Source organism: Pseudomonas sp. SP16.1 (genome assembly GCF_052682975.1).
Map to the genome: position 1 here is coordinate 3,648,695 of NZ_JBQYFZ010000001.1, position 13,727 is coordinate 3,662,421.

A 13,727-nucleotide genomic window follows, 5' to 3' on the forward strand; every position below is an offset into this window, starting at 1 on the left:
CACTGATCGACTTTTAACCTGAGCCGGCAACATTGTAAATTGGTCTTACCAATTAACCCAGCCGAAGAACAAGAACAAGTCGTCGAGGTCACGCCATGACACCCCATCGCATTGCCCGTCTGCCCGATCCCGCTTCGTCACTTCAGCGCCGCGCGCGCCTCGCCGCGGAGTAGCCCCCCATGTCCAACGGAATTCTCGCCCTGCTGGCGTTCTCCCCCATCCTGCTGGCCGCCGTACTGCTGATCGGCCTGCGCTGGCCGGCCAAGCGTGCCATGCCGCTGGTCTACCTGGTCACCGCCGCAGTCGGCCTGTTCGCCTGGGACATGAGCCTCAACCGCGTGCTGGCCTCGACCCTGCAGGGCCTGCTGATCACCCTCGGCCTGCTGTGGATCATCTTCGGCGCCATCCTGCTGCTCAACACCCTCAAGCATTCCGGTGGCATCACCGCGATCCGCGCCGGCTTCACCACCATCAGCCCCGACCGGCGCATCCAGGCGATCATCATCGCCTGGCTGTTCGGCTGCTTCATCGAGGGCGCCTCGGGCTTCGGCACGCCGGCCGCCATCGCCGCACCGCTGCTGGTGGCCATCGGCTTCCCGGCCATGGCCGCGGTGCTGATGGGCATGCTGGTGCAGAGCACGCCGGTGTCCTTCGGCGCAGTCGGCACGCCGATCATCGTCGGGGTCAACACCGGCCTGGACACCGCCGCCATCGGCGCGCACCTGCTCGAGCAGGGCTCGTCCTGGGCGCAGTTCCTGCAGCTGATCACCAGCCAGGTGGCGATCATCCACGCGACCGTCGGCGTGGTCATGCCGCTGGTGATGGCGATGATGCTGACCCGCTTCTTCGGTCAGGAGAAAAGCTGGAGGGCCGGCCTGGAGGTGCTGCCGTTCGCGATCTTCGCCGGCCTCGCCTTCGTTCTGCCCTATGCCGCTACCGGCGTGTTCCTCGGCCCGGAATTCCCCTCGCTGCTCGGCGGCCTGATCGGCCTCGCCATCGTCACCACGGCAGCGCGTTTCGGTTTCCTGGTACCCAAGACCACCTGGGATTTCGCCCCGGCCGACAAGTGGCCGAGCGAGTGGCTGGGCAGCGTCGAGATGAAGCTGGACGAGCTGACCGCCAAGCCGATGAGCGCCCTGCGTGCCTGGCTGCCCTACGTGCTGGTCGGCGCCCTGCTGGTGATCAGCCGGGTGTTCCCGGAGGTCGGTAACGCGCTCAAGGCGGTGGTGGTGAACTTCCCCGACCTGCTCGGCGAGACCGGCGTCAGCGCCAGCTTCCAGCCGCTGTACCTGCCGGGCGGCATCCTGGTCGCGGTGGTCCTGGCCACCTTCTTCCTGCACGGCATGAAGGTGCGCGAGCTGAGCGCCGCGGTGAAGGAGTCCTCCGGCGTGCTGCTCAGCGCCGGCTTCGTCCTGCTGTTCACCGTGCCGATGGTGCGCATTCTGATCAACTCCGGGGTCAATGGCGCCGAGCTGGCGAGCATGCCGATCCTCATGGCGCGCTGGGTGGCCGACAGCGTCGGCGGCATCTATCCGCTGCTGGCGCCGAGCATCGGCGCCCTGGGCGCCTTCATCGCCGGCTCCAACACGGTGAGCAACATGATGTTCAGCCAGTTCCAGTTCGGCGTGGCCAGCAGCCTGGGTATCTCCGGCGCGCTGATCGTCGCCGTGCAGGCCATCGGCGCCGCCGCTGGCAACATGGTGGCGATCCACAACGTGGTGGCGGCTTCGGCCACGGTCGGCCTGCTCGGCCGCGAGGGCAGCACCCTGCGCAAGACCATCTGGCCGACCCTGTACTACGTGTTCTTTACTGGAGTCATCGCGATGCTGGCGATCTATGCCCTGGGCGTCAGCGACCCGCTGGTCGTCGCCCGCTGACGGCAGGCTCCTTCCGCGCCCCGGCCTCGGTCGGGGCGCCCGTCTTCACGTCCACGCGCCCCTTTTCAGCACAGGATGAGTTCATGATCATTTCTGCCTCCACCGACTACCGCGCCGCCGCGCAGCGCAAGCTACCGCCGTTCCTGTTCCACTACCTCGACGGCGGCGCCTACGCCGAGCACACCCTGCGGCGCAACGTCGCCGACCTGGCCGACATCGCCCTGCGCCAGCGCGTGCTGCGCGACATGTCAGCGCTGGATCTGTCCACCGAGCTGTTCGGCGAAAAGCTGGCGATGCCGGTGGCGCTGGCCCCGGTCGGTCTGACCGGCATGTACGCGCGGCGCGGCGAGGTGCAGGCGGCCAAGGCGGCGGCGGCCAAGGGCATTCCCTTCACGATGTCCACCGTCTCGGTGTGCCCGATCGAGGAGGTGGCGCCGGCCATCGACCGGCCCATGTGGTTCCAGCTCTATGTGCTCAAGGACCGCGGCTTCATGAAGAACGTGCTGGAGCGGGCCAAGGCCGCCGGCGTCACCACCCTGGTGTTCACCGTCGACATGCCGGTGCCGGGCGCGCGCTACCGCGACGCCCACTCCGGCATGAGCGGCCCCAACGCGCCGCTGCGGCGCGTGCTGCAGGCCATGACCCACCCGAGCTGGGCACTGGACGTCGGCCTGCTGGGCAAGCCGCACGATCTGGGCAATATCTCCACTTACCGCGGCAACCCCACCGGTCTGGCCGACTATATTGGCTGGCTGGGCAACAATTTCGACCCGTCGATTTCCTGGAAGGACCTGCAATGGATCCGCGACTTCTGGGAGGGGCCGATGGTGATCAAGGGCATCCTCGACGCCGACGACGCCCGCGACGCGGTCAAGTTCGGCGCCGACGGCATCGTCGTCTCCAACCACGGCGGTCGCCAGCTCGACGGCGTGCTGTCTAGCGCCCGCGCCCTGCCGGCCATCGCCGATGCGGTCAAGGGCGAGCTGAAGATCCTCGCCGACTCCGGCATCCGCACCGGCCTCGACGTGGTGCGCATGCTCGCCCTCGGCGCCGACAGCGTGCTGCTCGGCCGCGCCTTCGTCTACGCCCTGGCCACCGCCGGCGGCGCCGGGGTGAGCAACCTGCTGGAGCTGATCGAGAAGGAAATGCGCGTGGCCATGGTGCTCACCGGTGCCAAGTCGATCGCCGAGATCACCCCCGAGCTGCTGGTAAAGGAGCGTTGAGCCGATGACTGCCGCCGTCACTACCACCGTGCCCCGTGATGCCCTGCTGGCGCAGTTGCGCCAGATCGTCGGCGACAGTCATGTGCTGACCGACGAGCAGGCCACCCGGCGCTTTCGCAAGGGTCACCGCAGCGGTCAGGGCAGCGTCCTGGCGGTGGTGCGTCCCGGCTCGCTGCTGGAGCAATGGCGGGTGCTGCAGGCGGCGGTGGCGGCCGACCGCATCGTCATCATGCAGGCGGCCAACACCGGCCTGACCGGCGGCTCGACCCCGGACGGCGACGACTACGACCGCGAGATCGTGCTGATCAGCACCCTGCGCATCGCCGGCGTGCAGCTGATCAACGACGGCGAGCAGGTGGTGTGTCTGCCCGGCGCCACCCTCGACCGCCTGGAGCAGGCGCTGGCGCCGCTCAACCGCGAGCCGCATTCGGTGATCGGCTCGTCCTGCATCGGCGCCTCGGTGCTCGGCGGCATCTGCAACAACTCCGGCGGCGCCCTGGTGCGCCGCGGCCCGGCCTACACCGAGCTGGCGCTGTACGCCCAGGTGCGGGACGACGGCACGCTGCAGCTGGTCAATCACCTGGGCATCGAGCTGGGCGACAACCCCGAGGAGATCCTCACCCGCCTGCAGAACGGCGACTACGGTCCGCAGCAGATCCGCAACGAGGCGACCGCCAAGGCCTCCGACGCGCGCTACGGCGAGCACGTGCGCGACGTCGACGCCGACACCCCGGCGCGCTTCAACGCTGACCCCTCGCGGCTGTTCGAGGCCTCCGGCTCGGCCGGCAAGCTGTGCCTGTTTGCCGTACGCCTGGATACCTTCCCCAAGGAGCCGAGCACGGTGTTCTATATCGGCAGCAACGACCCGCAGGATCTGACCGCGGTGCGTCGCCACCTGCTCACCCACCTGCCGCGCCTGCCGATCGCCGGCGAGTACATCCACCGCACCGCCTTCGACATCGGCGAGAAATACGGCAAGGACAGCTTCCTGGTGATCGACAAGTTCGGCACCGCCAGGGTGCCGGCCGCCTTCGCCCTGAAGAGCCGCATCGACGGCTTCTTCGAACGCTTCGGCCTGCGCGGGGTGACCGATCGCGTGCTGCAGGCGGCGATGAACCTGCTGCCCAGCCACCTACCCAAGCGCATGCGCGAGTACCGCGAGCGCTACGAGCATCACCTGCTGCTGCGGGTGTCCAACGACACCCTGGAGCAGACCCGCAGCTTTCTCGCCGAGTATTTCGCCGGCAGCACCAGCGGGGGCTATTTCGAGTGCGACGCCGAGGAAGGGCGCAAGGCCTTCCTCCACCGTTTCGCCATCGCCGGCGCGGCGATCCGCTACCGCGAGACGCACCGCGGCAGCGTGGAAGACATAGTCGCGCTGGATATCGCCCTGCGCCGCAACGACCGCGACTGGGTCGAAAAATTGCCCGCCGAGCTGGAAGAGCAGATCGTCCACAAGCTCTACTACGGGCACTTCTTCTGCCACGTGTTCCACCAGGACTACATCGTCAAGAAGGGCGTCGACCCACTGGCCATGGAGCACGCCATGTGGAAGCTGCTGGACGAGCGCCGCGCCGAGTACCCGGCCGAGCACAACGTCGGCCACCTGTACGTGGCCAAACCGGCGCTGGCCGGCTTCTACCGAGAACTCGACCCGACCAACAGCTTCAACCCCGGCATCGGCCATACCTCGAAGCAGAAACATTGGGGTGGCTGCTGCGGGCAGGAGCATTGAGCGTAGGGTGGATCACGCTTCATCGATCCACCATTTCGGCGGACGCAAAAGGCGACATCCGCTCCTACCCAAGATCGTGCACCCCGAAACGACAAGGCCCGCCGATTTGGCGGGCCTTGTTTTTACATTGAGCGCAATCAGGCGAAGACGATCTCCTCGCCCTCCACCTTGGCATGCACCAGCGCACCCGGAGCGAAGGCGCCGGCCAGGATCTGCTGCGCCAGCGGGTTCTCGATCCAGCGCTGGATCGCCCGCTTCAGCGGCCGCGCACCGTACACCGGGTCGTAGCCGACGGCGATCAGCTTGTCGAGCGCCTCCGGCGTCAGTTCCAGGCTCAGCTCACGCTCGGCCAGGCGGCCACGCAGGCGTTTGAGCTGGATCTCGGCGATGCCGGCGATCTGCTCGCGGCCCAGCGGCTCGAACACCACCACCTCGTCGATACGGTTGATGAACTCGGGGCGGAAATGGCTGCTCACCGCATCCATCACCGCCGCGCGCTGCGCCTCGCGGTCGCCGACCAGCTCCTGGATCTGCGCCGAGCCGAGGTTGGAGGTCATGACTATCACGCTGTTCTTGAAGTCCACGGTGCGCCCATGGCTGTCGGTCAGGCGGCCGTCTTCGAGCACCTGCAGCAGCACGTTGAACACGTCCGGGTGGGCCTTCTCCACCTCGTCCATCAGCACCACCGAGTAAGGCTTGCGGCGCACCGCCTCGGTCAGGTAACCGCCCTCTTCATAGCCGACATAGCCGGGCGGCGCACCGATCAACCGCGCCACGCTGTGCTTCTCCATGAACTCGGACATGTCGATGCGCACCAGCGCCTCCTCGGTGTCGAAGAGAAATTCCGCCAGCGCCTTGCACAGCTCGGTCTTGCCCACCCCGGTGGGGCCGAGGAAGAGGAACGAGCCGCTCGGCCGGTTCGGGTCGGCCAGCCCCGCGCGGGAACGGCGCACGGCGTTGGCCACGGCCACCACCGCCACGTCCTGGCCGATCACCCGCTGGTGCAGCAGGCCTTCCATCTTCAGCAGTTTGTCGCGCTCGCCCTCGAGCATCTTGCTCACCGGGATGCCGGTCCACTTGGACACCACCTCGGCGATCTCTTCATCGGTGACCTTGTTGCGCAGCAGCTGGTTTTCCGCCTTGCCGTGCGCATCGACCATCTGCAGGCTGCGCTCCAGGTCGGGGATGATGCCGTACTGCAGCTCGGCCATGCGCTGCAGGTCGGACTTGCGCCGCGCCGCCTCAAGGTCGGCCTTGGCCTGCTCGATCTTCTGCTGGATCTGCGCCGAGCCCTGCACCTCGGCCTTCTCCGACTTCCAGATTTCCTCCAAATCGGCGTATTCGCGCTCCAGCTTGGCGATGTCCTCCTCCAGCTTGGCGAAACGCTTCTTGGTGGCCTCGTCCTCTTCCTTCTTCAGCGCCTCGCGCTCGATCTTCAGCTGGATCAGGCGGCGATCCAGGCGGTCCAGCGCCTCGGGCTTGGAGTCGATCTCCATGCGGATGCGGCTGGCGGCCTCGTCCACCAGGTCGATGGCCTTGTCCGGCAGCTGGCGGTCGGTGATATAGCGATGGCTGAGCTTGGCCGCTGCGATGATCGCGCCGTCGGTAATGGTCACGCCGTGGTGCACCTCGTAGCGTTCCTTCAGGCCACGCAGGATGGCGATGGTGTCCTCCTCGGAGGGCTCGTCCACCAGCACCTTCTGGAAGCGCCGTTCCAGCGCGGCGTCCTTCTCGATGAACTGGCGGTACTCGTCCAGGGTGGTGGCGCCGACGCAGTGCAGCTCGCCGCGCGCCAGCGCCGGCTTGAGCATGTTGCCGGCGTCCATGGCGCCCTCGGCCTTGCCGGCGCCGACCATGGTGTGCAGCTCGTCGATAAACAGGATGATCCGTCCTTCCTGCTTGGACAGCTCGCCCAGCACCGCCTTGAGGCGCTCCTCGAACTCGCCGCGGAACTTGGCGCCGGCGATCAGCGAGCCCATGTCCAGCGACAGCAGGCGCTTGTCCTTGAGCCCGTCGGGCACTTCACCGTTGACGATGCGCTGGGCCAGGCCTTCGGCGATGGCGGTCTTGCCCACACCGGGTTCGCCGATCAGCACCGGGTTGTTCTTGGTGCGCCGCTGCAGCACCTGGATGGTGCGGCGGATCTCGTCATCACGGCCGATCACCGGGTCGAGCTTGCCCTCCTCGGCGCGCTTGGTCAGGTCGACGGTGTACTTGTCCAGCGCCTGGCGCGACTCCTCGACGTTGGGGTCGTTGACCGCCTGACCGCCGCGCAGGTTGGCGATGGCGTTCTCCAGGGCCTTCTTCGACACGCCCTGGGCCAGCAGCAGCTTGCCCAGCTTGGTGTTCTCGTCCATCGCCGCGAGCAGCACCAGCTCGCTGGAGATGAACTGGTCGCCGCGCTGCTGCGACAGGCGGTCGGCCTGGTTGAGCAGGCGCGCCAGGTCCTGCGACAGGTTGATGTCGCCGGTGGGGTTCTGCAGCTTGCCGAGCTGGTCGAGTTCGCGGGTCAGGCCCTTACGCAGGCTGGCGATGTCGAAGCCCACCTGCATCAGCAGCGGCTTGATCGAACCGCCCTGCTGCTCCAGCAGCGCCTGCATCAGGTGCAGCGGTTCGATGGCGGCGTGATCCATGCCGACGGCCAGGGACTGGGCGTCGGAAAGGGCAAGTTGCAACTTGCTGGTCAAACGGTCGATACGCATAAATGTCCTTCCTTCGAGAAAGGCGGGCCGGGACAACATCCCCGTCTACGGATACCCGCCGAGATGAAGACTAGATAAGGACGATTACGCCGTATTCAAGACGCGGCGACTTGATCCAGGTCAGCTCCGTCGTCAGTCGCGGACACCGCCGCCCGGGAGTCGGTGCGTACGGCCAGGGCGGCCCCGCGCGCCTACAGACCGAGCGCCTTCTCGATGGCCTGGATCAGCGCCGGGTCTTCCGGCGTGGTGCGTGGCGAGAAGCGCGCCAGCACGCGGCCATCCTGGCCGACCAGGAACTTCTCGAAATTCCAGCTGATATCGCCGGGAAACTCCGCGCCCTCGCCGGCCAGCAGGCGATACAGCGGGTGGCGGCCGGGGCCGTTGACCTCCAGCTTGCTGCCCAGGGGAAAGGTCACCCCGTAGTTGAGGCTGCAGAACTCGCGGATCTCGTCCTCGCTGCCCGGCTCCTGCCCGGCGAACTGGTTGCAGGGCAATCCCAGCACGCTGAAGCCGTTGCGCCGATACTGCTGGTGCAGCCTCTCCAGCCCGGCGTACTGGGGGGTCAGGCCGCACCTGGAGGCGACGTTGACCACCAGCACCACCTGGCCCTTGTACGGTGCCAGCGGCAGCTCCTGACCGTCCAGCGCACGCAGGTTGAGATCGTGAAAAGCACTCATGACGGACTTCCTCGGCAAATTCGGCGCGACGGCCCACAAGGCGGCTAGTGAAGGCCTGCGACAAAAAAAACGCCTGGAGCGTTTTTTTGACGTTGCTTGCGACGGCCCGCAGGGTGGTCACCATGGATGGTAGAACACCAAAAAGGCGCCCATGGGCGCCTTCTTCACAAGATTGAGCTTAGCAGCGGATCGCCATGATGGAACGACCGGAAGTCGTTTCGGACGATCCGCACGCCCTGCCGATCAGTGGTGGTGACCACCCTCGCCATGGATATGGCCGTGGGCCACTTCTTCTTCGCTGGCGTCGCGCACGTCGACGACCTTGACCTTGAAGTTCAGACGCTGGCCGGCCAGCGGGTGGTTGCCGTCGACGGTGACGTCGTCGCCGTCCAGATCGCGGATGGTGACGATCTGCATGCTGCCGTCCGGGCCGGAGGCGTGGAACTGCATGCCGATTTCCAGCTCGTCGACGCCTTCGAACATGGCGCGGCTGAGGGTGGCGACCAGCTCGGCGCTGTACTCGCCGTAGGCGTCCTCGGGCTCGATGGAAACTTCCAGCTCGTCACCGATCTGCTTGCCGAGCAGGGCCTTCTCCAGGCCGGCGATGATGTTGCCCGCACCATGCAGGTAGACCAGCGGCGCGCCGCCAGCCGAACTGTCGATCACCTCACCGGCATCGTTGGTCAGGGTATAGTCGATGGAGACTGCCTTGTGGGCGGCGATCAGCATGGGTGAGACCTTTTGCAGAAGAATAATGGGCGCCCGAGTGTAACCAAGGCCGCCGGCGAATGCGACCCGAGCCCTGACAAACGGCCGGCGCGCTTGCTTGACTTCCATCAGGACGCGCACGGCGACTGGGTGGCAAGCTTGTTCTGCGGCCATACTCGACACGTTCGTCATCGACCGCCCTGGCCGGAGCGCGCCCGGGTACTCGACGCCGAGCAGCGCCTGGCCCGAGTGGGCGCCCCGTCCCCCTGCGAGCGGTGCGCCGAACGATGACTTCAAGGAAGCCTCAATGTCTGCACGCAATATTCTGGTGATCAACTGCGGCAGCTCGTCGATCAAGTTCGCCCTGGTCAACGAAGCCCGGGACGACTTTCTCCTCAGCGGTTTGGCCGAGCGTCTGGGTAGCCCCGAAGCAGTGCTGCACTGGCAGCAGGGCGAGGTCCGCGACAGCCTGGTCATCCCCGGCGCCGACCACCGCCTGGCACTGTCCCAGCTGCTGCCGATCGTGCAGCGTGTGGCCGGCGGCGAGCTGCACGGCATCGGCCATCGGGTGGTCCACGGCGGCGAGCATTTCAACGCGGCCAGCCGCCTGGACGACGCCAGCCTGCGGGCCATCCGCCAGATCGCCCCGCTGGCGCCCTTGCACAACCCGGCCAACCTGCAGGGCATCGAGGCGGCGATGAAGCTGTTCCCCGAGCTGGTGCAGGTCGCGGTGTTCGACACCGCCTTCCACCAGAGCCTGCCCGAGCATGCCTACCGCTACGCCGTGCCGGATGCGCTGTATCGCGAGCACGGCGTGCGCCGCTACGGTTTCCATGGCACCAGCCACCGCTACGTCAGCCGCCGCGCCGCCGAGCTGTCCGGCCTGCAGCCAGGCGCCAGCAGCTGGCTGGTGGCGCATCTGGGCAACGGATGCTCCACCTGCGCCGTCGAAAATGGTCGCAGCCTCGACACCAGCATGGGCCTGACGCCGCTGGAAGGCCTGGTGATGGGCACTCGCAGCGGCGACGTCGACCCCAACCTGCACGGCCATCTGGCGCGCGTGCTGGGCTGGAGCCTGGAGCGCATCGACGCCATGCTCAACAAGGACAGCGGCCTGCTAGGCCTGTCCGGCCTGTCCAACGACATGCGCAGCCTGGAGCAGGCGCGCGAGCAGGGCCACCCCGGCGCCAGCCTGGCCATCGAAGTGTTCTGCTACCGCCTGGCCAAGTCGCTGGCGGCCATGAGCTGCGCGCTGCGGCGCCTGGACGGGCTGGTGTTCACCGGCGGCATCGGCGAGAACTCGGCGCTGGTGCGCAGCACCACCATAGGTCACCTGCGCCTGCTCGGCCTGCAGCTCGATGAAACGGCCAATGCCCGCTGCGTACGCGGCGTCGCCGGGGCCATCCAGGCCGCGGACCATCCGCGGGTGCTGGTGGTGCCGACCAACGAGGAGCGGCAGATCGCCCTCGACACCCTGACCCTGCTCGATATCTGACCACCGCGAGCGCGCGACGCCCGTTCGGCGCGCCCCGACACTGGAGAGACCATGCATACCTTCTTCATCGCCCCCACCAACTTCGGTGTCGGCCTCACCTCCATCAGCCTCGGCCTGGTCGGCGCCCTCGAGCGCCGCGGCCTGAAGGTCGGTTTCTTCAAGCCGATCGCCCAGCCGCATGCCGGCGATCTGGGCCCGGAGCGCTCCAGCGAGCTGATCGCCCGTACCCATGGCCTGCACTCGCCCATGCCGCTGTCGCTCAGCCATGTCGAACGCATGCTCGGCGACGGCCATCTCGACGAACTGCTCGAGGAGATCATCAGCCTTTATCAGCAGGCCGCAGCGGGCAAGGACGTGGTCATAGTCGAAGGCATGGTGCCAACCCGCCACGCCAGCTACGCCGCGCGGGTCAACTTCCACCTGGCCAAGAGCCTGGACGCCGACGTGATCCTGGTCAGCTCGCCGGAAGACGAGAGTCTCACCGAACTGTCCGACCGCATCGAGATCCAGGCCCAGCTGTTCGGCGGGCCGAAGGATCCCAAGGTGCTCGGCGTGATCCTCAACAAGATCCGCAGCGAACAGGGCGTGGCGGCCTTCGCCGAGCGCCTGCAGGAACTCTCGCCGCTGCTCAAGACCGAGGATTTCCGCCTGCTCGGCTGCATCCCCTGGCAGGAACAGCTGAACGCCCCGCGCACCCGCGACGTCGCCGAGCTGCTCGGCGCGCGCATCCTCAACGCCGGCGACTACGAGCAGCGGCGCATGCTGAAGATCGTGCTGTGCGCCCGCGCCGTGGCCAACAGCGCGCAGCTGCTCAAGCCCGGCACCCTGGTGGTGACCCCGGGCGATCGCGACGACATCATCCTCTCCGCTGCCCTGGCGGCGATGAACGGCGTACCGCTGGCCGGCCTGCTGCTGTGCAGCGACTTCGCCCCCGATCCGCGGATCATGGAGCTGTGCCAGGGCGCCCTGGCCAGCGGCCTGCCGGTGATGACGGTGAGCACCGGCTCCTACGACACCGCGACCAACCTCAACCGCCTGAACAAGGAAATCCCGGTCGACGACAAGGAGCGCGCGCAGATGGTCTCCGAGTTCGTCGCCGGACATATCGACCACGACTGGCTGGCCACCCGCTGCGGCAGTCCGCGCGAGCTGCGCCTGTCGCCGCCGGCGTTCCGCTATCAGCTGGTGCAGCGGGCCAGGGCGGCGGCCAAGCGCATCGTCCTGCCCGAGGGCAGCGAGCCGCGCACCGTGCAGGCGGCGGCGATCTGCCAGGCGCGCGGCATCGCCCGCTGCGTGCTGCTGGCCAAGCCCGACGAGGTGCAGGCCGTGGCCCGCGCCCAGGGCATCGAGTTGCCGGAGGGCCTGGAGGTACTCGACCCGGACCTGATCCGCGGACGCTATATCGAGCCGATGGTGGAGCTGCGCAGGGGCAAGGGCCTCAACGCGCCGATGGCCGAGGCGCAGCTGGAGGACAGCGTGGTGCTCGGCACCATGATGCTGGCTCTGGACGAGGTCGACGGCCTGGTCTCCGGCGCCATCCACACCACCGCCAACACCATCCGCCCGGCCCTGCAGCTGATCAAGACCGCGCCGGGCTACAACCTGGTGTCCTCGGTGTTCTTCATGCTCTTGCCGGACCAGGTGCTGGTGTACGGCGACTGCGCGGTGAACCCCGACCCCAGCGCCGAGCAACTGGCCGAGATCGCCCTGCAGAGCGCCGCCTCGGCGCAGGCGTTCGGCATCCCGCCACGGGTGGCCATGCTCAGCTACTCCACCGGCGACTCCGGCGGCGGCGAAGAGGTGGAAAAGGTACGCGCCGCCACCCGCCTGGCCCGCGAGAAGCGCCCGGAACTGCTGCTCGACGGCCCGCTGCAGTACGACGCCGCCGCCATCGACAGCGTCGGCCGGCAGAAGGCACCGAACAGCCCGGTGGCCGGGCGCGCCACGGTGTTCGTGTTCCCCGACCTGAACACCGGCAACACCACCTACAAGGCAGTACAGCGCAGCGCCGAGTGCATCAGCGTCGGCCCCATGCTGCAGGGCCTGCGCAAGCCGGTGAACGACCTGTCGCGCGGCGCGCTGGTCGACGACATCGTCTACACCATCGCACTCACCGCGATCCAGGCCGCCAACCCGCCGAGCTGAAGCGCCGTAGGGTGCGCAGTGCGCACCAATGGACACCTTCATGCTGCGCACCGGCCAGGAAAAGCCGGTGCGCGCGGCGCACCCCAGGAGCCGAAACCCAGTGGTCATAGCTGGCACTTGCAGGTCAGTGCACAAGCGTTAACCTTGGCGCCGACCCAGCCTGCCGCACGGACCGCCGCAGCGCTTCGATCGATTCGGGGCTCGTAGAAGGCCCCATGCCCAGGCTGATCGCGTGACGTACAGCCTGCCTACGGAGGCGTTCGCCCAATGCTGCACATGCTCCCCGCGCCACTGCGCGGCCTGCTCGCCGGCCTGTTGCTGGCCCTCAATACCCTGTTCTGGTGCTGGCCGCTGTTCTGCGTCGCCCTGCTCAAGCTGCTCCTGCCGTTCGCCGCGGCGCAGCGCGTGCTGCGCTTCGTCATGCACGGCATCGCCGAGGCCTGGATCGACGTCAACAAGCTCTGGATGCGCCTGGTCGGTCGCACCCGCTGGGACGTCCAGGGCCTGGAGAGTTTCGATACCCGCCACTCCTACCTGGTAACCAGCAACCACCAGAGCTGGGTCGACATCCTGGTGCTGCAGTACCTGCTCAATCGGCGCCTGCCGCTGCTGAAGTTCTTCCTCAAGCAGGAGCTGATCTGGGTGCCGGTGATCGGCCTGTGCTGGTGGGCGCTGGAGTTCCCCTTCATGAAGCGCTTCAGCAAGGAATACCTGGCCAAGCACCCGGAGAAGCGCGGCCAGGACCTGGCCACCACGCGCAAGGCCTGCGCGCGCTACAAGAGCAACCCGGTGGCGGTGTTCAACTTCCTCGAAGGCACGCGCCTGACGCCGGCCAAGCATGCCCAGCAGAATTCGCCGTTCCGCCACCTGCTGCGGCCCAAGGCCGGCGGCATCGCCTTCGTCCTCGACGCCATGGGCGAGCAGCTGCACAGCATCGTCAACGTCACCATCCACTACCCGCACGGCGTGCCGGGCTTCTGGGACCTGCTTTGCGGCCGCCTCGACGCGGTGCACGTGCGCCTGCGCCAGGTGAACATCCCGCGTGAGTTCCTCGGCCGCAACTACGACCAGGACGAGGCCTACCGCCTGGAGTTCCAGCAGTGGGTCAACCAGCTGTGGCAGGACAAGGACGCCGAACTCGCCGAGCTCGACCGCTCAGCGTAGG

10 protein-coding genes are annotated in these 13,727 nt (G+C 67.5%); 7 read left to right on the top strand and 3 right to left on the bottom strand.

Annotated elements, in window-relative coordinates; genetic code table 11:
- Positions 1-179: 179 nt before the first annotated feature.
- The 3 genes from ACUTAF_RS17435 to dld all read left to right on the top strand — a co-directional run bounded on the left by ACUTAF_RS17435 (position 180) and on the right by dld (position 4,835).
- Positions 180-1,877, top strand: a complete 1,698-nt coding sequence (locus tag ACUTAF_RS17435; protein ID WP_445581145.1) for an L-lactate permease — start codon at positions 180-182, stop codon at positions 1,875-1,877.
- A gap of 83 nt (positions 1,878-1,960) precedes the next feature.
- Positions 1,961-3,100 (top strand): FMN-dependent L-lactate dehydrogenase LldD, encoded by a 1,140-nt coding sequence (lldD, locus tag ACUTAF_RS17440; protein WP_445581146.1) that lies wholly within the window; start codon positions 1,961-1,963, stop codon positions 3,098-3,100.
- A 4-nt stretch (positions 3,101-3,104) separates the two neighbouring features.
- Complete coding sequence (gene dld, locus ACUTAF_RS17445; protein ID WP_445581147.1) at positions 3,105-4,835, top strand: D-lactate dehydrogenase; 1,731 nt, start codon at positions 3,105-3,107, stop codon at positions 4,833-4,835.
- A 137-nt stretch (positions 4,836-4,972) separates the two neighbouring features.
- Here the strand turns inward: dld and clpB are convergent, their stop codons facing one another.
- From clpB to ACUTAF_RS17460, 3 genes are all read right to left on the bottom strand, one after another.
- Positions 4,973-7,537: an ATP-dependent chaperone ClpB gene (gene clpB, locus ACUTAF_RS17450; RefSeq protein ID WP_445581148.1), complete on the bottom strand. Its 2,565-nt coding sequence runs from the start codon at positions 7,535-7,537 to the stop codon at positions 4,973-4,975.
- Positions 7,538-7,728: 191 nt separating this feature from the next.
- Positions 7,729-8,214, bottom strand: coding sequence for a glutathione peroxidase (locus tag ACUTAF_RS17455; RefSeq protein ID WP_445581149.1), 486 nt, complete (start codon positions 8,212-8,214; stop codon positions 7,729-7,731).
- Positions 8,215-8,457: 243 nt separating this feature from the next.
- Complete coding sequence (locus ACUTAF_RS17460; protein WP_445581150.1) at positions 8,458-8,943, bottom strand: FKBP-type peptidyl-prolyl cis-trans isomerase; 486 nt, start codon at positions 8,941-8,943, stop codon at positions 8,458-8,460.
- A 93-nt stretch (positions 8,944-9,036) separates the two neighbouring features.
- Between ACUTAF_RS17460 and ACUTAF_RS17465 the strand changes: the two genes are divergently transcribed.
- The 4 genes from ACUTAF_RS17465 (at position 9,037) to ACUTAF_RS17480 (ending at position 13,726) form a co-directional block, all read left to right on the top strand.
- Positions 9,037-9,213 carry a DUF3565 domain-containing protein gene (locus ACUTAF_RS17465; protein ID WP_445581151.1) on the top strand — a complete coding sequence of 59 codons (177 nt, stop codon included), beginning with the start codon at positions 9,037-9,039 and terminating at the stop codon, positions 9,211-9,213.
- Between the two features lie 16 nt (positions 9,214-9,229).
- A complete protein-coding gene (locus tag ACUTAF_RS17470; RefSeq protein WP_445581152.1) occupies positions 9,230-10,417 on the top strand; it encodes an acetate kinase in 1,188 nt (395 codons plus the stop codon).
- Between the two features lie 51 nt (positions 10,418-10,468).
- Positions 10,469-12,562: a phosphate acetyltransferase gene (pta, locus tag ACUTAF_RS17475; RefSeq protein WP_445581153.1), complete on the top strand. Its 2,094-nt coding sequence runs from the start codon at positions 10,469-10,471 to the stop codon at positions 12,560-12,562.
- 267 nt (positions 12,563-12,829) lie between these two features.
- Entirely contained in the window at positions 12,830-13,726 is an 897-nt protein-coding gene (locus ACUTAF_RS17480) for an acyltransferase (protein WP_445581154.1), read from the top strand.
- Position 13,727: the final 1 nt, after the last annotated feature.